We start from the raw sequence: 22,113 nt of genomic DNA, 5'->3' as shown, positions 1-22,113 counted from the left end.
ATCGTTGGCAGCGATTTATTAGCATCAAGCTATGCATCATTATCAAATTATCCTTGCACAGCAGCTAAACGGCGCAATACATCCGCACCCGCATCAGAAAGGGCAACCAGACGGGCTTCACGCCCTTCAGCCTGATACGCCAAATGTAACTCTATATCGGCCCGAGGTAAGAACCCCTCACCTTGCTGTGGCCATTCCACCAGGCAAATTGCCCGCTCATCGAAATAATCACGAATACCCATAAACTCCAGCTCCTCAGGATCCGCCAGACGATATAGGTCAAAATGGTAAACCGGTCTTGGAGTTAATGCATAAGGTTCAACCAAGGTATAAGTAGGGCTTTTAACATGACCAATGTGGCCAAGGGCCTGAAGGAAGCCGCGGCTGAAAGTTGTTTTTCCGGCACCTAAGTCACCGAACAGATAAATAACGCTAGCACCATTGAAGGCATGGGCCAAACTAGCCCCTAATGCAACGGTCGCTGCCTCATCAGGCAGAGGTAAAACGAGTTCTTTCATTCTGTGATATCTATCTTGCTAACTCAGGATTAACGTACTTCGGAATAACTGGCAGTAAATCTGTTGCCAGTAAACCCCGGGTGCCTTGAACTTCAGCCAGTTTGTCTGCGGCAACGCCATGCACGACACAACCTGCACAGGCAGCATCATACAGCACCAGCTTTTGTGCTATCAAACTACCAATAATACCGGACAGAATATCCCCCATGCCGCCGGAGGCCATCCCTGCATTACCAACATCAGCAATCGCCATCTCACCCTGCTCACTGGCAATCAGGGTACCAGCACCTTTCAATACCACCACACCACCATATTGTTTAACGATGTTTCGGGCCGAAAGTAAGCGGTCACTCTCAATATCAGCGACGCGACAACCAAGCAGACGAGCAGCTTCCCCTGGATGTGGGGTCAATACCCGATTCTGACGCCTATGTGGATTTAATGCCAGCAAGTTGAGCGCATCTGCGTCCCATAATGCTGGTTTATCACTTTGTTGCAATAAATTCAGAGCATTCCGGCCCCAATCGGACTGCCCTAACCCCGGGCCGACAACCAGGACATCAGCCCAGCCAATACCTTGCTCAAGAGTTTCCGGCGTTAACTCTTGTACCATCAACTCGGGCCTTGCCGCCAGAATCGGTGCCACATGCTCAATGTGAGTGAGCACTCGCACCAAGCCAGCCCCACTGCGCAGAGCGGCTTCACCAGCCATGCGAATCGCACCTCCCAGCCCTTTATCTCCGCCCACCAGCAACAATCGGCCATGTTCCCCTTTATGAGCACAAGGGCGGCGTGGCTGTAGCCATTGCGGTAGGTGATCTGCGGTCATTCGCTCAATTTGTAGCGGTTGAGTGAGCAGCCATGCTGTCAGCCCCAAGTCATTGCAGTGTAAATGCCCCACCCAATCACGGGCCTGACCGGTGAGCAAACCTGGTTTCAGCGCGACAAAAGTCAGGGTGTGGTCTGCGCGAATAACAGATCCGGGAGCAGCACCGCTATCGGCACTGAGTCCAGAAGGAATATCCAAGGCAATCTTTGCGGCCCGATGGCGATTCGCGGTGTCAATCAGCGTAGCATAAGCGCCTTGCGGTGCCGCTCGCAGGCCAATACCCAACAATGCATCAATAATCAAATCAACATGTTGTGGCCACGGTGTCTCAGGTTGATGAATTATGCCACCTGCCGCCAGCCATTGGGATTGCGCCTGATGCGCTTGTGCGGGTAATGGCCGATTGCCGGGGCAGGCAATAAGCGTAACATTCAGCCCAGCCGCTAATGCCCGATTCGCAACGATATAACCATCGCCACCATTATTACCGTGGCCACACAATATCAACCAGTGACGCGCCGCTGGGTACTGTTTACGCGCCAGTTCAAAGGCCGCATCGCCCGCTCTGACCATCAGATCAAACAACGTTAGAGAAAAGTGTGCCGCGGCCACAGCCTCGTTCTGACGTACCCAGTCCGCAGAAAAAACAGAGTGTGGTAAGCTGACACCGATTTGTTTCTTACTATGGTCCGTCATGGCACACCCCCTCGATCTGAATCAATTAGCCCAACATATCAAGCAATGGGGGCAATCGCTAGGTTTCCAGCAAGTCGGTATCTGCGATACGGATTTGTCTGCGGAAGAACCGCGGTTACAAACTTGGCTTGATAAACAATATCATGGCGAGATGGCCTGGATGGCTCGCCACGGTATGCTGCGCGCGCGGCCCCATGAATTATTACCCGGAACCTTACGGGTGATTAGCGTGCGGATGAATTATCTCCCTGCCAAGGCTGCATTTGCCAGCACATTGAACAATGCTGAGTTAGGTTATGTCAGTCGCTATGCGCTGGGCCGTGATTATCATAAATTGCTGCGCCAGCGGCTGAAAAGATTGGGCGATATGATTCAGAGTTACTGTCTGGAGCAGGCTCACGGTGACATCAATTTCCGCCCATTTGTCGATTCTGCCCCCATTATGGAGCGGTCATTGGCTGCAAAAGCAGGAATTGGCTGGGTTGGTAAGCACTCACTGATTTTAAATCGTGATGCGGGTTCCTGGTTCTTTCTTGGCGAATTATTAATTGATCTGCCGCTGCCTATAGATAAGCCGCAAGAGGAGCAATGTGGCCGTTGCGTTGCCTGTATCACCACCTGCCCGACCGGCGCTATCGTTGCACCCTATACCGTTGATGCTCGCCGCTGTATCTCCTACCTAACCATTGAACTTGAAGGGGCGATACCAGAAGAATTTCGTCCACTAATGGGAAATCGTATTTATGGCTGTGATGATTGTCAGCTTATCTGCCCCTGGAACCGCTTCTCACAATTAACTGATGAGGAAGATTTCAGCCCACGCGCCGTGCTACACACGCCACAGTTATTGGATTTATTTGCCTGGAATGAAGAGAAATTTTTGCGGGTTACGGAGGGTTCCGCCATCCGCCGCATTGGTCACCTACGCTGGCTACGTAATATCTCGGTAGCACTGGGCAATGCCCCCTATCTCGACAGTATCGTATTGGCACTGGAAGCGCGCCGCGGGATTGATCCAATGCTAGATGAACATATTGAGTGGTCAATCTCACAACAATTGAAAAGACGGTCTACACTGACTGTGGCTGTTCAATCGCCACAGAAAAAAAGGCTGGTGCGGGCTATTGAGAAAGGCCTACCACGGGATGCCTGATATCCCCCTTTACCTGAAACTATATGCTGTTTAGTATGGCTTTTTTTTATGTATTTTTATAATGAATGAACTCGGAGTTTTCCTGTGCATAAAAATAAAAACACCTTGGCAATCAAGTGCGAAAAAAAGCGCAAGTGATCGGTATAACGTTTTCACAGAAAAATATATATCGCTAAATCAAAGAGATATGAAAGAGGGTTGCGCAGTGGATAAAATATGAGCTGGATATAAAAAGAGCAGAATCTGTGGATAAGTCTGTTGACGAAGTTAATACATTGTATGTACAACGCGGCATGGCGCGTTATGTAGCTGTGGATAAAAATAATAGAATTGAATAAAAATTTTGGAGCGGGAAACGAGACTCGAACTCGCGACCCCGACCTTGGCAAGGTCGTGCTCTACCAACTGAGCTATTCCCGCATTGAGATGCTTTTGCACCCTGCTGTATGTGACAGCATTTGATATTTACTGCTTATTCAGAAATAAATTTTGGAGCGGGAAACGAGACTCGAACTCGCGACCCCGACCTTGGCAAGGTCGTGCTCTACCAACTGAGCTATTCCCGCGTCGCTGCCATACGTCATAATAACGTATCACTTATATTTCTGACTTCTGAACTAAAGCTGCTGTACTGCCGGTCACTATCTTTATGGTTAAAGATTGGAGCGGGAAACGAGACTCGAACTCGCGACCCCGACCTTGGCAAGGTCGTGCTCTACCAACTGAGCTATTCCCGCTTGGTGCCGTCTTACTTTTTACAACTTTTTCTACACATAACTCGTACTAAATCGGTCTGCGCATGTTTGCGAATTCTTCATCGGTACGGGGTGCGCATTATACGAGAAATCCGTTTTGCCGCAAGCCCCTAAAAGCAAAAAAATCATTTTTTGGTTCAAGTGCCGATTAAAACAGCAATGTGGCGCTTTTACCAGCGCCGGGCAAAGTATATACCCAAAGTTATTGAAACAGCAGGGGTGTAAACGCAGCTACCCCCGCTACTTCAAGGCCGCAGCAAATCCCCAAAGTCATTGGAGTAGCAGCCAGGCAGCCAGCAAACGCATCCCGATGAGCTTACATAAGTAAGTGATTCGGGTAAGTGAGTGCAGCTAACACCCCTGCTACTTCAAGGCCGCAGGGGATTAAGATTGAATAAAATGCTCGCGGTAATAGGCAAGCTCAGCCACAGATTCACGGATATCGTCTAGTGCTTGATGGGTATTTTGTTTTTTGAAACCAGGCAGAATCTCTGGTTTCCAGCGGCGTGCCAGCTCTTTTAGCGTGCTGACATCCAGATAGCGGTAGTGGAAATAAGCTTCAAGCTCTGGCATATAACGGAACAGGAAGCGGCGGTCTTGGCCGACACTGTTACCACAGATAGGTGAAGCGCCTGCTGGAACCCACTGTTTCAAGAATTCAATGGTTTGTAATTCAGCATCACTATCGCTAAATGGGCTGGCTTTAACCCGTTCCACTAAACCACTGCCGGTATGGGTACGCACATTCCATTCATCCATAAGCCCAAGCTGTTCATCTGACTGATGAACCGCCAATACTGGGCCTTCGGCTAGAATATTGAGATTAGCATCGGTGACCAGAGTGGCTATCTCAATGATCCGATCGCGCTCAGGATCAAGGCCGGTCATTTCCAGATCGATCCAGATCAGATTATTTTGATTCTCTGCCATAATATTTCCTGCCTGTTAGCGGGTGAGACTACCGAACAAACGGTTAATTGATAAAATAATGTGTATCATAGCCCTTTTGGTCGCAACCAGCGATATACCCAAAGAAATTGGCGTTGCAGGTAGGTAGCAAGCAAACGAATCCCGATAAGATTACACCGATGCGGGGGAGTGAAGCGAGTGGCCCTAGCGGCTTCAAGTATGAAGGGTATTAATGCAGATTCAAGTGAGGCGCAGTGAGTAAGAATAAACTGTCGAAAGGTCAACAACGCCGTGTGCAGGCAAACCATCAGCGTCGGCTACGCACTGATAGAAAACCTGAGTTAGATGACTCTCAGCTTGGCGATGCGCAAGAAGGTATCGTAATCAGTCGTTTCGGTCAGCACGCCGATGTCGAAGCCACCGATGGTGTTCAACACCGTTGTAACATCCGCCGTACCATTAAATCACTGGTTACCGGTGACCGTGTGGTCTGGCGTCCAGGCCTGCAAGCTCAGGAAGGTGTGCGGGTTAAAGGCATTGTCGAAGCCGTACATGAGCGTACATCCGTGCTGACACGCCCTGACCTGTACGACGGCGTGAAACCGATCGCCGCAAATATCGATCAGATAGTGATCGTTTCGGCGATCTTACCTGAACTTTCTCTTAATATTATCGATCGCTATCTGGTGGCCTGTGAAACACTGGAAGTCGAACCGTTAATTGTGTTGAACAAAATCGATTTACTGGATGCCGATGGCCGTAAATTCGTTGATGGCATGATGGAGATTTACCGGCGCATTGGCTACAACGTGCTGGAAGTCTCAAGTCAAACCCGTGAAGGGATGGAAGCCTTTGAAAAGGCACTGGCCGGGCGCATCAGTATCTTTGCCGGTCAGTCCGGCGTGGGTAAATCCAGCCTGCTGAATGCCCTGTTACCACCAACGGATAACGAAATTCTGGTGAATACGGTATCGGGTAATTCAGGTCTGGGTCAGCACACCACCACCGCAGCCCGCTTATATCACTTCCAGCAAGGCGGCGATGTGATTGACTCACCGGGGGTGCGTGAATTTGGCCTCTGGCATCTGGCACCGGAACAAATCACTCAAGGATTTGTCGAATTCCGTGATTATCTCGGCCATTGCAAATTCCGTGATTGCAGCCATACCACCGATCCCGGTTGTGCACTGCGCGAAGCGGTAGAACAAGGCAAAATCGCTGAAGAGCGTTTCGATAATTACCATCGAATCCTGGAAAGTATGGAACAGGCGAAGCCGCGTAAGACATCTGATAGCGACGAGAAATGATGTCTCAATAGTCCTGTTGAACATGCTTTAGCTAAAAACTGTGGGCGCAGAAAGATATATACCCAGTGACTTCAAGATGCAGGTAGGCGGCAATTGAGCGAAGCCTCAGGAGCTTACTCAAGTAAGTGACTGGTGTGAGTAAAGGCAGCCAACACCCCTGTATCTTGAAGGGCGACGAGTATAATGCGCCCCCTCATTAATTTTACCGTTTACCCAGAGGTCTACGTGCTGGACAGTATCAAAATCAGATTACAATATTTACTCCCAAAACTTGGCCTGACTCGTTTGGCAGGCTGGGGGGCAGATAAGCAAGGTGGCTGGCTGACCCAACTGGTGATCAAGGCATTTGCCCGCTACTACCATGTTGATATGAAGGAAGCCCAGGACCCTGAGTTCTCTGCTTATCGTTCGTTTAATGAGTTCTTTGTGCGCCCACTGCGCGCGGGTGTGCGCCCTGTTGTAACGGAAGAAAACCTCTTGGCCCAACCTGCCGACGGCGCTATTAGCCAGTTAGGCGCAATTCATGACGGGCAAATTTTGCAGGCAAAGGGCCACAACTACACGCTGGAAGCCCTACTCGCCGGTAACTATATGTTGGCTGCTGAGTTCCAAAATGGCCATTTTGTCACCACCTATCTGGCTCCACGTGACTACCATCGCGTCCATATGCCGTGTGACGGTATCTTGCGCGAAATGATTTATGTGCCAGGTGATTTGTTCTCGGTCAATCCATTGACTGCGGCCAATGTGCCTAATCTCTTCGCACGTAATGAACGTGTTATTTGCATCTTTGATACCGCTTTTGGCCCGATGGCACAAATTCTGGTAGGTGCCACTATTGTTGGCAGCATAGAAACCGTCTGGGCTGGCACCATTACCCCGCCACGAGAAGGTGTGATTCGCCGATGGACCTATCCGCAAGCAGGAACTGAAGGCGCGGTAGTGCTGGAAAAAGGGCAAGAAATGGGCCGCTTTAAGTTAGGCTCGACAGTGATTAACCTGTTTGCTGAAGGTAAAGTCTATTTAGCACCACAGTTAAACAGTGGTTCTGTTACCCGCATGGGTGAAGTATTAGCCGAAGCCGTCCCTACTGCTATACCCTAAATAATTCGAGTTGCAGTAAGGCGGCAAGCGAATAAACCCGATGAGTTGAGACTAGTCAATGATTCGGGTAAACGAGAGCAGCCAATGCATATGCAGCTTGGAGTATGACGGGTATAAACGTAATCGATGTTAAGGAACCCTTACGTGCGCCTAATAATTTCTCGATCTTTTGGTAAATCACTCTCTTTTGGCCTGTTACTGTCATTTGTCATGCTGCTGTCTTTGCCGTTGCATGCGGCAACTCAGCCTAATGAAGATCAGCTCAGACAAGAGCTGAAACAGGCTGAAACCAATAAAGGGATGCCAAATCAGACCGAAATTGTTCAGGCGCTGCAATCGGCTCTTAGCTGGCTGGCGGATGCAAAAGAGTCTGATATCCGCGCCCAGCAGTATCAAAAAGCCATTGATGACTTCCCCAAACTGACCCGCGAGTTACGCCAGGAACTGGCGCAAGAAGGGGATAAACCCCTGCCCGTACCCAGTAACATGTCTACATCCGAACTGGAACAACAAGTGCTGCAAATCAGCAGCCAGTTGTTGGAATTAAGCCGTCTGTCGCAACAAGAACAGGATCGGGCGCGGGAAATCAGTGAATCCCTCAGCCAGTTGCCTCAGCAGCAATCAGAAGCTCGGCGAATTCTGACTGAAATCAGCACCCGCCTTCAGGCGCAAAGTAACCCCGCCAATCCGGTCGCACAGGCACAGTTTGCATTACTACAAGCAGAAGCCGTGGCCCGTAAGGCTAAAGCCAATGAACTGGAGCTTTCTCAGCTCTCAGCCAACAACCGGCAAGAGCTGTCACGGCTGCGCGCCGAGTTATACAAAAAGCGTCAAGAACGGGTTGATGCTCAGCTCCAAACCTTACGTAATAATCTCAATAACCAGCGTCAGCAGGCGGCTGAACAGGCACTTGAGCGCACCGAGTTACTGGCGGAACAAGGGGGCGATTTACCTGAGTCAATCATCCAGCAACTGCAAATCAACCGCGAGCTATCTCAAGCGCTAAATCAACAGGCGCAACGCATTGATCTGATCTCTTCGCAACAACGGCAAGCGGTAGCCCAGACCCAACAAGTCCGGCAGGCTCTCAGTACTATTCGTGAACAGGCCCAGTGGCTGGGCGTTTCAACCGCACTGGGGGAAACACTGCGGGCACAGGTTGCAAGATTGCCTGACGTACCGAAATCTCAGCAACTGGATCGTGATATGGCGCAGTTGCGGGTTCAACGTCTGCAATATGAAGACATGTTGGAGAAGTTACAGCAGCAAAATGTCAAATTAAAGCAAAATGATGGTACACCGCTCACCACCGAACAGCAGCGGATCCTTGATGCTCAATGGCGCACACAGCGCGAATTGCTGAATTCTCTGCTGTCCGGCTATGACACCCAGATTCTAGAATTAACCAAGTTGAAAGTGGCCAACAGTCAGTTGGTGGATGCGCTAAGTGAAGTTCGCGAGGCCACTCACCGTTATCTGTTTTGGGTCGCAGATGTCAGCCCAATATCACTGTCTTACCCGATTAACGTTGCCCATGACCTGACCCGCTTACTGTCGCTGGATACACTTTCGCAGTTAAGTGGCGCATTCGTCATGATGATGACCAGCCAGGAGACACTGCTACCGATCAGCGCAGCCTTGCTGTTTGTCGGTTTCAGTATCAGCTTGCGTCGCCACTATCATGCCTTCCTGGAGCGTGCTAGCAGCCGGGTAGGTAAGGTTACGCAAGACCATTTCTCCCTGACATTACGTACCGTTTTCTGGTCAATTCTGATGGCGCTGCCGCTACCGGTATTGTGGGCCGCGCTCGGCTATGGCCTGCAAAACGCCTGGTCATATCCGATGGCGATCGCCATTGGTAATGCCGTCACTGCCACCGTGCCAGTACTGTGGCTGTTTATGATAAGTGCCTCGTTTGCCCATCCTCATGGCCTGTTTATCACCCACTTCCGCTGGTCACCGGCGCAGGTCGGGCGGGCAATGCGTTTTTATCGCATGTCAGTGTGGTTGATTATCCCATTGATGATGGCACTGATTACATTCGAGAATTATAACGACCGTGAATTCGCTGGCACCCTGGGCCGCTTGTGCTTTATTTTGCTGTGTGTTGCCTTAAGTCTGGTGACCAATAGCCTGAAACGAGCCGGTATTCCACTCTATCTGGATAAAAAAGGCTCGGGCGAGAACATCATTAACGTGGCGTTATGGGGGCTACTGCTATCTGCCCCACTGATTGCGGCATTGGCCGCGGCGCTCGGTTATCTCACCACCTCACAGGCGCTACTGGCGCGTTTGGAAACCTCGGTTGCCATCTGGTTCTTCTTGTTGGTGGTTTACCATATTATCCGCCGTTGGATGCTGATTCAGCGCCGCCGTATTGCTTTTGACCGAGCTAAGCAGCGGCGAGCCGATATTCTGGCGCAGCGCGCCCGCGGTGAAGAAGATACGCCGCACAATAACAGTACCGAAGGGTCCATTGATGTTGAGGAACCGGTAATTGATCTGGATGTGATCAGCGCCCAATCTCTGCGTCTGGTGCGATCGATCCTGACGATGATCGCCTTGGTTTCAGTGATAGCATTGTGGTCTGAGATTCATTCAGCGTTTGGTTTTCTGGAAAATATTCGCCTGTGGGATGTGTCATCCACCATTAACGGTATTGAGTCGGTGCAGGCGATCACCATGGGATCACTGCTGATCGCTATTTTAGTGATGGTTGTGACTACCCAGCTAGTGCGTAACCTGCCTGCCCTACTGGAACTGGCGCTATTGCAGCATCTGGATCTGACGCCGGGAACGGGCTATGCCATCTCCACCATCACCAAATATCTGTTGATCCTGTTCGGCAGCTTGCTCGGTTTCTCTATGTTGGGGATCGAGTGGGCGAAATTCCAATGGTTGGTTGCCGCACTTGGTTTAGGTTTGGGGTTCGGTTTGCAGGAGATTTTTGCCAACTTTGTTTCTGGTCTGATCATCTTGTTCGAGAAACCGATCCGTATCGGCGATACCGTGACCATACGTGATCTCACCGGTAGCGTGACCAAAATCAATACCCGTGCCACAACTATCTCTGACTGGGATCGCAAAGAAATTATCGTGCCGAATAAGGCATTTATTACTGAGCAATTTATTAACTGGTCACTGTCGGATTCAATTACCCGTGTGGTACTCACAGTACCGGCTCCGGCTGAAACCAGCAGTGAGGAAGTGACTGAGGTGTTACTTACTGCTGCACGCCGCTGTACCTTGGTATTGGATAACCCACCACCCGAGGTCTATCTGGTTGATCTTCAACAAGGGATTCAGATTTTCGAACTGCGTATTTACGCCGCCGAAATGGGCCATCGTATGCCACTGCGCCATGAGATCCACCAGTTGATTCTGGCCGGTTACCGTGAGCACGGCATTACTCTGCCATTCCCACCCTTCCAGGCTCGGCTGGAAACACTGGGGCGTGGCGCTGGCCGCACTATTACTTCAGGGCGTGGCCGCACACCGGGTAGCTTGTAAATTAAGTTGACGTATCGATAGAGAAATGGCCTGACTCTGTGAAGAGTCAGGCCCAATAATCAGGAATATTACCCAAAGTCATTGGTGTTGCAGCACGGCAGCAAGTTCATTAATCCCGATGAGCTTACATCAGTGTTAGTGAACGTAGCGAACACCGCTGCGGCGCCAAGGGCGAGGGGTTATTAAGCACGCCCTACTGGGAATGCGATAACCTCATCTAACCTTTCCGCCCCCAGCGCCAGCATCACCAGACGATCAACACCTAACGCCACTCCTGAGCAATCCGGCAAGCCCTGTTTCAAGGCGGCAATTAGGTTCATATCGATTGGGTTCTGCGGTAAACCCCGTTTGGCTCGCATGCGATTATCTTGCTCAAAACGTTGCAGTTGTTCATCACCATCAGTCAGTTCATGGAAACCATTCGCTAACTCAATACCTTTGAAGTAAACCTCAAAACGTTCTGCTACTCGGTGATCTTCAGTGCTGATCACCGCCAGTGAAGCTTGAGACGCGGGGAAATGATAAACAAAGGCGGGTTTATCGCGGCCAATGTGTGGCTCGACTCCAACGGTAAACAGCAGCTGCAATAGCGTATCGCGATCTTCTTCTGTATCGGCAATATTACTTAAATCCAGTTTTGCCGCGGCTTCACGCAATTGCGCTTTATCTGCCGACAATGGATCAATGTCTAAGTGGCGCAGGAATGCTTGCTGATAAGACAAGGTTTCAGCGCTATTACAATCCAGTATTTGCTGCAACAGGTCATCAACCTCATTCATTAAGCGATACATATCATAATGTGGGCGATACCATTCCAGCATGGTGAATTCAGGATTGTGATGACGGCCAGCTTCTTCATTGCGAAAACTGCGCCCCAATTGATAGATAGATCCACTGCCTGCCGCCAACAAGCGCTTCATGTGGTATTCCGGGCTGGTCATCATGTACAGCGTCATACCATCGGCAGCGCCCGGGCCAACAAACCGGGTTTGGAATGGGACTAAATGAACGTCCGTCACTGTCGCTTGGCTCATGGTTGGCGTTTCAACTTCTAATACGCCACGATCGGCAAAAAAGCGCCGGATCTCTGCCATTATTGCTGCGCGTTTCAACAAATTGGCGATAGGTGCAATCGGCTGCCAGCTTGCCGTTTCGCTCATGGTGGTTAACTCCGAAATCAAACAGGGGATGCAGTCTACTCGCATCTACTCACTCAGACAAATCTGTCACTCATCAGCCCGATTTTTGACTTGAATTCAGCATTTCACGCTGCAAAAAAGACTTTAGCCTAGTAGATCCTGTTTGGGATCACGTTTTTGCTAGTAATGCCCCTGAGTAGGTTCAAATAAAACAAAACAATCGATCACATCAAATTTATAGCACTTAGCATTAGGTATAATTATTCCCATACAAAAAGTAAGAAATAGCTATTCTTAATACCATCATTCTGGTTAACGGCGAATAAGTTAGCCTAATAATAATTTAAAATTATATATATTTTAATTAGATACCCAAAATAATTCGAGTTGCAGGAAGGCGGCAATTGAGTGAGTCCCGATGAGTTGACGCCAGTCAATGATTCGGGTGAATGAAAGCAGCCAACGCACATGTAGCTTGAAGTATGAAGGGTATTTCACTTGAACAATGGAGAAGCGCAGTGCAAACCTTTAACGCCGATCTTGCTATTATCGGGGCCGGAGGCGCTGGTTTACGTGCAGCAATAGCCGCAGCGGAAGCCAACCCCCAACTGAAGATTGCTCTGATCTCGAAAGTATACCCGATGCGTAGCCATACTGTGGCCGCCGAAGGGGGATCAGCCGCCGTCACACAAGACCACGATACCTTTGACTATCATTTCCACGACACGGTAGCCGGTGGTGACTGGCTATGCGAACAAGATGTTGTTGACCATTTTGTCCACAGTTGCCCGCAAGAAATGGCACAGCTAGAAATTTGGGGCTGCCCATGGAGCCGCAAACCTGATGGCTCGGTTAACGTTCGCCGTTTTGGTGGGATGAAAATTGAGCGCACCTGGTTTGCTGCCGATAAAACCGGCTTCCATATGCTGCACACACTGTTCCAGACATCTTTGAAATATCCACAAATTCAACGATTTGATGAGCATTTCGTGTTAGATATTCTGGTCGATGACGGTCAGGCACGCGGCGTAGTTGCCATGAATATGATGGAAGGCACCCGTGTACAAATTCGTGCGAACGCGGTAATCATGGCGACCGGTGGCGCAGGCCGAGTTTATCGTTATAACACCAACGGTGGTATTGTTACCGGTGATGGTATGGGGATGGCATTTCACCACGGCGTTCCGCTGCGAGATATGGAATTTGTGCAATATCACCCAACTGGCTTGCCAGGTTCTGGCATCCTGATGACCGAAGGTTGTCGTGGTGAAGGCGGTATTCTGGTCAATAAAGACGGCTACCGTTATTTGCAGGATTATGGGATGGGACCAGAAACCCCACTCGGTGAACCCAAAAACAAATACATGGAATTAGGCCCACGCGATAAAGTTTCGCAAGCCTTCTGGCATGAATGGCGTGCTGGCCGCACCATCGCCACGCCACGTGGTGATGTGGTCTATCTGGATCTGCGCCATTTGGGCGAGAAAAAACTGCTTGAGCGCTTGCCGTTCATCTGTGAACTGGCAAAAGCTTATGTCGGTGTCGACCCGGTCAAAGAACCCATCCCAGTGCGCCCAACTGCGCATTACACCATGGGTGGTATCGAAACCAACCAACAGTGCGAAACCCGTATCAAAGGGCTGTTCGCGGTAGGTGAATGTTCTTCTGTTGGCTTACATGGCGCTAACCGCTTAGGCTCTAACTCACTGGCTGAGTTAGTGGTATTTGGTCGTGTTGCCGGTGAACAAGCAGCAGCGCGTGCCATGGAAACCGGCCCGGCAAATGGCAGTGCGCTAGATGCACAAACCCGTGATGTGGAAACCCGCCTAAGTAACCTCATGAAACAGGAAGGGACCGAGAATTGGTCTAAAATCCGCGATGAGATGGGTCTGTCAATGGAAGAAGGTTGTGGTATTTACCGCACACCAGAACTGATGCAGAAAACGGTGGATAAACTGGCCGAGTTGAAAGAGCGCTTCAAACGCGTGAAAATCACCGATACCTCCAGTGTTTTCAATACTGACTTGCTGTACACCATTGAGCTGGGTTACGGCTTGGATGTGGCTGAATGTATGGCTCACTCTGCACTTAACCGTAAAGAATCCCGTGGCGCGCATCAGCGTCTGGATGAAGGCTGCACCGAGCGTGATGATGTTAATTTCCTCAAACACACGCTGGCCTTCCATACTCCGGGTGGCGCCCCACGCCTTGAATACAGCGACGTTAAGATTACCAAGCTGGCACCGGCAAAACGTGTTTATGGTGGCGAAGCCACCGCACAAGATGCGAAAGATGCAAAAGATTTGAAGGATAAGGAGCAGGCGAATGACTGATATGAAACTCCTGAAAATGGAGGTCATGCGCTATAACCCGGAATGTGATAGCGAACCTCACTTCGAAACCTTTGAAGTACCTTATGATGAGCAGACCTCTCTGCTTGACGCGTTGGGCTACATCAAAGATAACCTGGCACCGGACCTCTCTTATCGCTGGTCTTGCCGAATGGCGATTTGCGGCTCATGCGGCATGATGGTCAATAAGGTTCCAAAACTTGCCTGTAAGACTTTCCTGCGCGAATACACTGGCGGAATGAAAGTCGAAGCACTGGGTAACTTCCCGATTGAACGTGATTTAGTCGTTGATATGACTCACTTTATTGAGAGTCTGGAAGCTATCAAACCTTACATTATTGGTAACGAGCGGAAACCGCAAGACGGCCCGAATAAGCAGACTCCGGCTCAGATGGCGAAATACCATCAGTTCTCCGGCTGTATTAACTGTGGCTTGTGCTATGCCGCTTGCCCGCAGTTTGGCTTGAATCCTGAGTTTATCGGCCCGGCAGCTATTACCCTGGCGCACCGTTACAATTTAGATAACCGTGACCACGGTAAAAAAGAGCGTATGCCACAGCTTAACGGTAAAAATGGTGTTTGGAGCTGTACCTTCGTTGGCTACTGTTCTGAAGTTTGTCCGAAGCACGTTGATCCGGCTGCTGCTATCCAACAAGGCAAGGTCGAGAGTGCTAAAGACTTCATGATCGCCATGCTTAAACCACAATAAGGGAGGGGAGACAGTAATGACTACTAAACGTAAAGCTTATGTCCGCACCATGGCCCCAAACTGGTGGCAGAAGCTCGGTTTCTACCGCTTTTATATGGTGCGCGAAGGCACATCGATTCCGACAGTATGGTTCAGTGTTCTGTTGATTTACGGCGTGTTCGCGTTGAAAAGTGGCCCGGCGGGGTGGGAAGGCTTCGTTGGTTTCCTGCAAAACCCACTGGTGTTACTTTTCAATATTATTACGTTATTGGCCGCTGTGCTGCATACCAAAACCTGGTTTGAACTGGCACCGAAAGCCGCCAATATTATCGTTAATAGCGAAAAAATGGGTCCAGAGCCAATTATCAAGGCACTGTGGGTTGTGACTGTCGTGGCTACCGCGATTATTCTGGCCGTTGCCTTACTCTAACTCGGAGGAGAACAAGATGAATCAAGTCCCTAAACGCTCCGATGAACCTATCTTCTGGGGTCTGTTTGGCGCGGGTGGTATGTGGAGTGCAATCATTGCACCGGCGGTAATTCTGCTGGTTGCCATTTTGCTGCCGCTGGGTGCCTTCCCTGGTGATGCGTTGAGTTATGAGCGTATTCTGGCATTCTGTCAGAGTTTCATTGGCCGGGTCTTCCTGCTGCTGATGATTATTCTGCCACTGTGGTGCGGTTTACACCGTATCCATCACGCCATGCATGATTTGAAAATCCATGTCCCTGCCGGGAAATGGGTATTCTATGGTCTGGCAGCCATTCTGAGTGTGGTCACTATCATCGGTGTCCTGACGCTGTAATTATTCATGCCTGATCTGCGGCCTGCTCTTTAGCGGGCCGTTTTTTTCCGCACTCAGCTAATAACTCAGATTCATCTATTTGCGCCCCTGATAACTGATAGCTATTCTCAACCATAGAGTAATTATCAGAAAACTAAGGAACGCCAATGCGCCTGTGGTCAAAACTATCCGTATTAACTGCAACTCTGCTTTCGGTCGCCTGTAGCGTGACCCCGCCTAAAGACGTGAAAGTGGTTGATAACTTCCAACTCCCTCGCTACCTCGGCACCTGGTATGAAATAGCCCGGTTGGACCACTCTTTTGAACGTGGATTGGAGAGGGTCACCGCTAATTACACGCCCCGAGATGATGGTGGTGTAAAAGTCATTAACCGGGGTTATAACCCGCAGAAGCAGCAATGGCAGGAGAGTATCGGCAAAGCCTATTTTATTGGTTCCCCCCAACAAGCCTCGCTTAAAGTGTCATTCTTTGGACCTTTCTATGGTGGCTATAATGTCATTGATTTAGATGATAAATATCAGCATGCCTTAATTGCCGGCCCTAATCGGGATTATTTGTGGATTTTATCCCGTACGCCAACGATTGATACTCAGACCCGCGATCGCTTGGTTGCCGTAGCGAGGAATTATGGTTTCCCGGTTGATCAGTTGATATGGGTTAAGCAGGAAGGGCCGAGCGCAGAGATTAACAAGTAATAATGCTGTGTTTTAGCCTTCAATCTGTAACAGCAGATCGAACTATAACCCGATCTGCTTTTCATTTCGAAAGCGCTAAAGGCCCCTACCTGTTATGACGCCAACTTCAAGCCGATAATTCCGGCCAAAATCAGCCCCAAGCTAAACACCCGCGCCAAACTGGCAGACTCCCCAAGCAGTGCAATACCTAAAATAGCAGTACCTATCGCACCAATACCGGTCCAAACCGCATAGGCCGTGCCTGCCGGCAACGTTTTCATGGCATAGGCCAGTAAAAAGACACTGGCGGCCATCGCCACCAGAGTGATAACACTGGGTGTCAGCCGCGTAAAACCATGAGAATACTTCAGGCCAATAGCCCAAATAACTTCTAATAAACCAGCAATAACCAGAATAATCCAAGCCATGGTAACCACCTCGCTCAGGCGGGGTCGTCCCCGAAAAACAGATGCGTGCCCAGGTCGTCCCGAACAGCAGAAAGGTAAGAAGGATACGTTATCATGCTAAATAATAAGCAGCAATATTATGACCGATCAAAAACAAATCCGGCGGCAATCGCCGCCGTTAAGAATATAAACAGACGTTTATTCAGCGCTACGTTCAATCGCACTACCTGCACTTTGAACATCTTTGCCAACACCTTTCGTGGTGTTGCAGGCACTCAATGAAGAGATAACCAACAATGAAAAAATAATGGCGATGCTTTTCTTCAACATTATAAAGGCTCCTTATAGGGCATTTGGCTTACTCACCTTATAAGGATAGTCAAAAAAACAGCATTGCACTTTTTCCGACTCAATTAACAGCACAACAGTGCGCTATCGATAAAACCCACATCCGACAGGCCCAGATAGCAGAAAACCGCGTTTAAGCGGTTTTCTTTCATTCCCAGCGTATCTTATTTATTAAGACTTACTTAACGCGAGAAACATATTCGCCAGAGCGGGTATCAACTTTGATAACTTCGCCAACCTGTACGAATAATGGCACTTTGACTACGGCACCGGTACTCAGAGTTGCAGGCTTACCACCGGTACCGGCAGTGTCACCTTTTAGACCAGGGTCAGTGTCAGTGATTTCGAGTTCAACAAAGTTTGGTGGGCTGACAGCGATAGGCTGACCATTCCACAGAGTCACGATACATTCAGCCTGATCAATCAGCCATTTGTCGTTATCGCCAATGGCTTTGGCATCAGCTTGCAACTGCTCGTAAGTCTCGTTATTCATGAAGTGCCAGAACTCACCGTCGTTGTACAGGTAAGTCAGGTTCAAATCGTTAACGTCTGCGCCTTCGGCTGAGTCAGTAGATTTAAAGGTTTTTTCAACGCGTGAACCGGTCAGCAGGCGGCGCATTTTAACACGAGCAAAAGCTTGGCCTTTGCCTGGTTTTACGAACTCGCTGGCTTCAACTGCGTAAGGCTCGCCCTCGAACATGATTTTAAGACCGGGACGAAAATCGTTGCTATAATAAGTGGCCATAATGGTCCTCAAGAAACTGGTAGTTAAGCCTAAAAAATGGCAAGTATTGTAACCCGAAACATGCCAATTAGAGAAGATTGGTTGCAACAACTCGCCGATGTAATTACTGATCCGGCCGAATTGCTAAGAATTCTTTCCTTAAATGAACACCCTAACCTGCAACAAGGTATTGAGGCTCGTCGTTTATTCCCTCTCAGAGTACCTCGCGCTTTTGTTGCGCGTATGCGGCAGGGAGATCCGTCTGACCCATTATTGCTTCAGGTGCTGACCGCACGCGAAGAGTTTATCGCAGTACCCGGTTTTACCAATGACCCACTTGATGAACAACGCAGCGTCGTACCCGGCTTGTTGCACAAGTATCGCAACCGCGCACTGCTGCTGGTAAAAGGCGGCTGTGCCGTCAATTGCCGCTATTGTTTCCGCCGCCATTTCCCTTATCAGGATAACCAAGGCAACAAAGCCAATTGGCATCAGGCACTGGATTATATCCGCCAGCACCCAGAGCTAGACGAGATCATCTTTTCCGGCGGTGACCCACTCATGGCGAAAGACCACGAGCTCAGTTGGTTGCTGGATGAGCTGGAAAACATAGCTCACATCAAGCGCTTACGCATCCATACCCGGTTACCGGTGGTTATCCCTGACCGTATCACTGCGGCGCTATGTCAGCGGCTGGGTGATTCTCGATTACAAGTGCTGATGGTTACACATATAAACCACGCCAATGAAATCGATCAGCCTTTGCGGGACAGTATGGCACAGCTCAAACGGGCGGGTGTAACCCTCTTAAATCAGAGTGTGCTGTTGCGAGGGGTCAATGATGATGCCGAGGTATTGGCAACATTAAGCAATGCCTTGTTTGATGCTGGTATTCTGCCTTACTACATTCATGTACTGGATAAAGTGCAAGGTGCGGCTCACTTTATGGTCGATGATGACGAAGCACGGCTATTAATGAAAGGCCTGCTAAGCCGCGTATCCGGCTATTTGGTTCCCCGTTTAGCACGGGAAATCGGCGGTCAACCGAGCAAGACCCCGCTGGATCTCCGATTGATGCAGGATGAATAATTCGGGTGATAAATCTGCCGGGAGCAGATTTGAACGCGGCTTGCAGCGGCCTTGTAGAGGCGAGGCCCATGGATGGGCCGAGTAACGAGTGCAGCCAACACATCTGTAACTTGAAAGATGACGGCTGTAACAAACAGGGGATGCCATGGCATCCCCTGCTTTATTTAAATTATTGCTTGAGCTATCAAGGGCACTTATAAACTTCACCAACCATTTTGCTATCTAGTGGTGCAAAGCTTGATAAGAAGGTTTCGCTCGGGCTGGTAGCACCGTAAATTACGTTGCCGCCCATTGCTGCTGCTTTATTACGTAGGTCATTTGCTGCCCCACGCATAGAACTGCTTTCACCGCCACCACCTGAGAACCAGTTACTCTGAGTACCAGCCACCTGGCCGACCAACTGACATTCAGCACCAGGCTTGGTATCAGAGAATTTAACTTGCTCACCCGCCGAACTTAATTGGTTAGTGGAGCTACAACCCGCCAGCAACAGCGCTGCTGAAAGGCCAAGTAACACTTTAATCCGCATTTTTTTCCCCATTCGAAGTTGAGAATCACGCTAAAGATTACCAGAAAGCACCGCTGCCGCTTAGGCATCCGTTGCCGAAATTATCCAAATACTCGATGTCGAGCCTGATGGTTAATGATTAACAGTTTACACATTAAATTACTGCCACGACTAAAAAAAGTCCTGCAATCATCACACTGAATGAAATAAAACCGCTTTTATGATGGTTGGTTACGAAATTTGAACCAGAAAAGACTGAGTATAGGATAACACGGAGTAGCGTTATGGCAGATTTTGGTGGCAATAGATAAAACAAAAGCGAGCAGGTCACCCCACTCGCTTTCATCAACAGCTTGTCCCTTTTGCTACCAATCTAATGGCAGCTCAAAGGTTGGCAGCATTACATCATGCCGCCCATGCCGCCCATACCACCCATGCCGCCAGCGCCCATATCACCGCCTTTGTCATCACGTGGCAGGTCAGTGATCATGCACTCGGTAGTGATCATCAGACCAGCAATAGAGGCTGCGTACTGCAGAGCAGAACGAGTCACTTTAGTTGGATCCAAGATACCCATCGCGATCATGTCGCCGTATTCTTCAGTATAAGCGTTGTAGCCGTAGCTACCTGAACCCGCTTTAACGTTGTTCGCGATAACAGAGGCTTCTTCACCGGCGTTAACCACTATCTGACGCAGTGGAGATTCCATCGCACGCAGAGCAACTTTGATACCGACGTTCTGGTCTTCGTTATCACCTTTCAGACCCGATTTAGTGATAGCAGATGCAGCACGAATCAGTGCAACACCACCACCAGCCACTACGCCTTCTTCTACTGCCGCACGGGTTGCGTGCAGAGCATCTTCAACGCGTGCTTTCTTCTCTTTCATTTCAACTTCAGTTGCGGCACCAACTTTGATAACGGCAACGCCGCCAGCCAGTTTAGCGACACGCTCTTGCAGTTTTTCTTTGTCGTAGTCAGAAGTCGCATCTTCAATTTGCTGACGGATCTGAGTAACACGACCCTGGATTGACGCTTCGTCGCCTACGCCATCGATGATGATAGTGGTGTCTTTATTGATAACAACGCGTTTTGCCTGACCCAGATCTTCCAGAGTGGTTTTTTCCAGTTCCAGACCGATCTCTTCAGAGATAACAGTACCACCAGTCAGTGTCGCGATGTCTTGCAGCATAGCTTTACGACGGTCGCCGAAGCCAGGTGCTTTAACCGCTGCAACTTTAACAATACCGCGCATGGTGTTAACCACCAGAGTCGCCAGGGCTTCGCCTTCAACGTCTTCTGCGACAATCAGCAGTGGTTTACCGGCTTTCGCTACCGCTTCCAGCACTGGCAGCATTTCACGGATGTTAGAGATTTTCTTGTCAGCCAGCAGGATGAATGGGCTTTCAAGTTCAATAGAACCGGTTTCTGGTTTATTGATGAAGTAAGGAGACAGGTAACCACGGTCGAACTGCATACCTTCAACTACGTCCAGCTCGTCTTGCAGGCCTGAACCTTCTTCAACGGTGATAACGCCTTCTTTACCGACCTTTTCCATCGCTTGAGCGATAAGCTCACCTACGGTGGAGTCAGAGTTGGCAGAGATAGTCCCTACCTGAGCGATAGCTTTAGAATCAGAGCAAGGTACAGACAGTTTTTTCAGCTCTTCAACAGCAGCGATAACTGCTTTGTCGATACCGCGCTTCAGGTCCATTGGGTTCATGCCGGCCGCAACTGCTTTCAGGCCTTCAGTGATAATGGATTGAGCCAATACAGTTGCAGTAGTGGTACCGTCACCCGCAGCGTCATTCGCTTTAGAGGCAACTTCTTTAACCATCTGTGCACCCATGTTCTCAAACTTGTCTTCCAGTTCGATCTCACGCGCAACTGAAACACCATCTTTGGTGATAGTTGGAGAGCCAAAAGACTTGTCCAGAACTACGTTACGGCCTTTCGGGCCCAGGGTCACTTTCACTGCATCAGCAAGGATGTTTACGCCGCGTAGCATTTTGATGCGTGCGTCGTTACCGAATTTTACGTCTTTAGCTGCCATTGGTATTTCCCTTAACTCGTTCAGTTCAGAAGATTAGAGAGCGTGAATTACGCTTCAACAATTGCCAGAATGTCGCTTTCGGACATGATCAACACTTCTTCATGGTCGATCTTCTCTGACTTCACGCCGTAACCATCGTTGAAAATAACGACGTCGCCTACTTTCACATCCAGCGGCTTGATTTCGCCGTTATCCAGGATGCGACCATTGCCGACTGCCAGTACTTCACCACGAGTAGATTTACCCGCTGCAGTGCCAGTCAGAACGATGCCGCCAGCAGATTTGGATTCAACTTCTTTGCGCTTGACGATAACGCGGTCATGCAATGGACGAATTTTCATTGATAGCTCTCCTATGAGAAGGTCCGTATCAGATTTAGGATTAATATCGGTATGCCTTCATAACCGATACCGTGACATTCTAAGTGGGGGCAGCCTCTCATCCCTTCAAGGGAGGCGACAAAAAAAATTTCACTTTTTTTCACCCTGAGCAGGAAGATTCTCATCCCCCGGTTGCCTACCCACCACAGAAAGCCCTGTGATTTACTT

At 49.5% G+C, this 22,113-nt stretch carries 20 protein-coding genes and 3 tRNA genes; 10 read left to right on the top strand and 13 right to left on the bottom strand.

Going from position 1 to position 22,113, the window contains the following annotated elements; all coding sequences use genetic code 11:
* Positions 1–47: 47 nt before the first annotated feature.
* Together tsaE and nnr are read right to left on the bottom strand one after the other, a co-directional pair.
* On the bottom strand, positions 48–518 hold the full coding sequence (tsaE, locus tag V1956_RS04485) for a tRNA (adenosine(37)-N6)-threonylcarbamoyltransferase complex ATPase subunit type 1 TsaE (protein ID WP_083160981.1): 471 nt from the start codon (positions 516–518) through the stop codon (positions 48–50).
* A 10-nt stretch (positions 519–528) separates the two neighbouring features.
* Complete coding sequence (gene nnr, locus V1956_RS04480; RefSeq protein WP_372557821.1) at positions 529–2,043, bottom strand: bifunctional ADP-dependent NAD(P)H-hydrate dehydratase/NAD(P)H-hydrate epimerase; 1,515 nt, start codon at positions 2,041–2,043, stop codon at positions 529–531.
* Here nnr and queG point away from each other — a divergent pair.
* The gene (gene queG, locus V1956_RS04475) at positions 2,042–3,196 is read left to right on the top strand and encodes a tRNA epoxyqueuosine(34) reductase QueG (protein WP_372557820.1); all 1,155 of its coding nucleotides are present in this window, start codon (positions 2,042–2,044) and stop codon (positions 3,194–3,196) included. The genes nnr and queG overlap by 2 nt on opposite strands.
* 344 nt (positions 3,197–3,540) lie before the next feature.
* Here the strand turns inward: queG and V1956_RS04470 are convergent.
* From V1956_RS04470 to orn, 4 genes are all read right to left on the bottom strand, one after another.
* Positions 3,541–3,616, bottom strand: a tRNA-Gly gene (locus V1956_RS04470).
* A 70-nt stretch (positions 3,617–3,686) separates the two neighbouring features.
* Positions 3,687–3,762 (bottom strand) — tRNA-Gly (locus V1956_RS04465).
* Positions 3,763–3,857: 95 nt separating this feature from the next.
* Positions 3,858–3,933 (bottom strand) — tRNA-Gly (locus V1956_RS04460).
* A gap of 402 nt (positions 3,934–4,335) precedes the next feature.
* Positions 4,336–4,881 carry an oligoribonuclease gene (orn, locus tag V1956_RS04455; RefSeq protein ID WP_005187496.1) on the bottom strand — a complete coding sequence of 182 codons (546 nt, stop codon included), beginning with the start codon at positions 4,879–4,881 and terminating at the stop codon, positions 4,336–4,338.
* A gap of 233 nt (positions 4,882–5,114) precedes the next feature.
* Between orn and rsgA the strand changes: the two genes are divergently transcribed.
* The 3 genes from rsgA (at position 5,115) to mscM (ending at position 10,781) form a co-directional block, all read left to right on the top strand.
* The gene (gene rsgA / locus V1956_RS04450) at positions 5,115–6,167 is read left to right on the top strand and encodes a small ribosomal subunit biogenesis GTPase RsgA (protein WP_005187493.1); all 1,053 of its coding nucleotides are present in this window, start codon (positions 5,115–5,117) and stop codon (positions 6,165–6,167) included.
* Between the two features lie 225 nt (positions 6,168–6,392).
* Complete coding sequence (asd, locus tag V1956_RS04445) at positions 6,393–7,271, top strand: archaetidylserine decarboxylase (RefSeq protein ID WP_442825780.1); 879 nt, start codon at positions 6,393–6,395, stop codon at positions 7,269–7,271.
* A gap of 126 nt (positions 7,272–7,397) precedes the next feature.
* The gene (gene mscM / locus V1956_RS04440; RefSeq protein WP_372557819.1) at positions 7,398–10,781 is read left to right on the top strand and encodes a miniconductance mechanosensitive channel MscM; all 3,384 of its coding nucleotides are present in this window, start codon (positions 7,398–7,400) and stop codon (positions 10,779–10,781) included.
* A gap of 182 nt (positions 10,782–10,963) precedes the next feature.
* Here mscM and epmA read toward each other — a convergent pair whose 3' ends face one another.
* Positions 10,964–11,941 (bottom strand): elongation factor P--(R)-beta-lysine ligase, encoded by a 978-nt coding sequence (gene epmA / locus V1956_RS04435; protein WP_372557818.1) that lies wholly within the window; start codon positions 11,939–11,941, stop codon positions 10,964–10,966.
* A 497-nt stretch (positions 11,942–12,438) separates the two neighbouring features.
* Here epmA and frdA point away from each other — a divergent pair, with 497 nt between their 5' ends.
* The 5 genes from frdA to blc all read left to right on the top strand — a co-directional run bounded on the left by frdA (position 12,439) and on the right by blc (position 16,457).
* A complete protein-coding gene (gene frdA, locus V1956_RS04430) occupies positions 12,439–14,253 on the top strand; it encodes a fumarate reductase (quinol) flavoprotein subunit (RefSeq protein WP_372557817.1) in 1,815 nt (604 codons plus the stop codon).
* Positions 14,246–14,980 carry a succinate dehydrogenase/fumarate reductase iron-sulfur subunit gene (locus V1956_RS04425; protein WP_372557816.1) on the top strand — a complete coding sequence of 245 codons (735 nt, stop codon included), beginning with the start codon at positions 14,246–14,248 and terminating at the stop codon, positions 14,978–14,980. The genes frdA and V1956_RS04425 overlap by 8 nt, the downstream gene beginning before the upstream one ends.
* A 16-nt stretch (positions 14,981–14,996) precedes the next feature.
* Positions 14,997–15,389, top strand: a complete 393-nt coding sequence (frdC, locus tag V1956_RS04420; protein ID WP_372557815.1) for a fumarate reductase subunit FrdC — start codon at positions 14,997–14,999, stop codon at positions 15,387–15,389.
* A 16-nt stretch (positions 15,390–15,405) separates the two neighbouring features.
* On the top strand, positions 15,406–15,762 hold the full coding sequence (frdD, locus tag V1956_RS04415) for a fumarate reductase subunit FrdD (protein WP_372557814.1): 357 nt from the start codon (positions 15,406–15,408) through the stop codon (positions 15,760–15,762).
* 146 nt (positions 15,763–15,908) lie between these two features.
* Complete coding sequence (gene blc / locus V1956_RS04410) at positions 15,909–16,457, top strand: outer membrane lipoprotein Blc (RefSeq protein WP_420071542.1); 549 nt, start codon at positions 15,909–15,911, stop codon at positions 16,455–16,457.
* Between the two features lie 92 nt (positions 16,458–16,549).
* Here the strand turns inward: blc and sugE are convergent, their stop codons facing one another.
* The 3 genes from sugE to efp all read right to left on the bottom strand — a co-directional run bounded on the left by sugE (position 16,550) and on the right by efp (position 17,936).
* The gene (gene sugE, locus V1956_RS04405; protein WP_050085676.1) at positions 16,550–16,864 is read right to left on the bottom strand and encodes a quaternary ammonium compound efflux SMR transporter SugE; all 315 of its coding nucleotides are present in this window, start codon (positions 16,862–16,864) and stop codon (positions 16,550–16,552) included.
* Between the two features lie 177 nt (positions 16,865–17,041).
* On the bottom strand, positions 17,042–17,173 hold the full coding sequence (locus V1956_RS04400) for an entericidin A/B family lipoprotein (RefSeq protein ID WP_004392446.1): 132 nt from the start codon (positions 17,171–17,173) through the stop codon (positions 17,042–17,044).
* Positions 17,174–17,369: 196 nt separating this feature from the next.
* The gene (gene efp / locus V1956_RS04395; RefSeq protein WP_083161001.1) at positions 17,370–17,936 is read right to left on the bottom strand and encodes an elongation factor P; all 567 of its coding nucleotides are present in this window, start codon (positions 17,934–17,936) and stop codon (positions 17,370–17,372) included.
* A gap of 36 nt (positions 17,937–17,972) precedes the next feature.
* Here efp and epmB point away from each other — a divergent pair, with 36 nt between their 5' ends.
* Positions 17,973–19,004, top strand: coding sequence for an EF-P beta-lysylation protein EpmB (epmB, locus tag V1956_RS04390; RefSeq protein WP_372557812.1), 1,032 nt, complete (start codon positions 17,973–17,975; stop codon positions 19,002–19,004).
* 184 nt (positions 19,005–19,188) lie between these two features.
* Here the strand turns inward: epmB and V1956_RS04385 are convergent, their stop codons facing one another.
* The 3 genes from V1956_RS04385 to V1956_RS04375 form a co-directional block, all read right to left on the bottom strand.
* Positions 19,189–19,533 (bottom strand): DUF4156 domain-containing protein, encoded by a 345-nt coding sequence (locus V1956_RS04385; RefSeq protein WP_032906818.1) that lies wholly within the window; start codon positions 19,531–19,533, stop codon positions 19,189–19,191.
* Between the two features lie 379 nt (positions 19,534–19,912).
* Positions 19,913–21,565 carry a chaperonin GroEL gene (gene groL, locus V1956_RS04380; RefSeq protein ID WP_083161005.1) on the bottom strand — a complete coding sequence of 551 codons (1,653 nt, stop codon included), beginning with the start codon at positions 21,563–21,565 and terminating at the stop codon, positions 19,913–19,915.
* 47 nt (positions 21,566–21,612) lie between these two features.
* On the bottom strand, positions 21,613–21,906 hold the full coding sequence (locus V1956_RS04375; RefSeq protein ID WP_048618980.1) for a co-chaperone GroES: 294 nt from the start codon (positions 21,904–21,906) through the stop codon (positions 21,613–21,615).
* Between the last annotated feature and the right edge of the window lie 207 nt (positions 21,907–22,113).

Origin of the sequence: Yersinia sp. 2540 StPb PI (assembly GCF_052217165.1) — a bacterium.
GTDB classification, from domain to species: Bacteria; Pseudomonadota; Gammaproteobacteria; order Enterobacterales; family Enterobacteriaceae; genus Yersinia; species Yersinia enterocolitica_E.
Note: the sequence above shows the minus strand (reverse complement) of the source record. Positions and strands in the feature narration are given on the sequence as shown.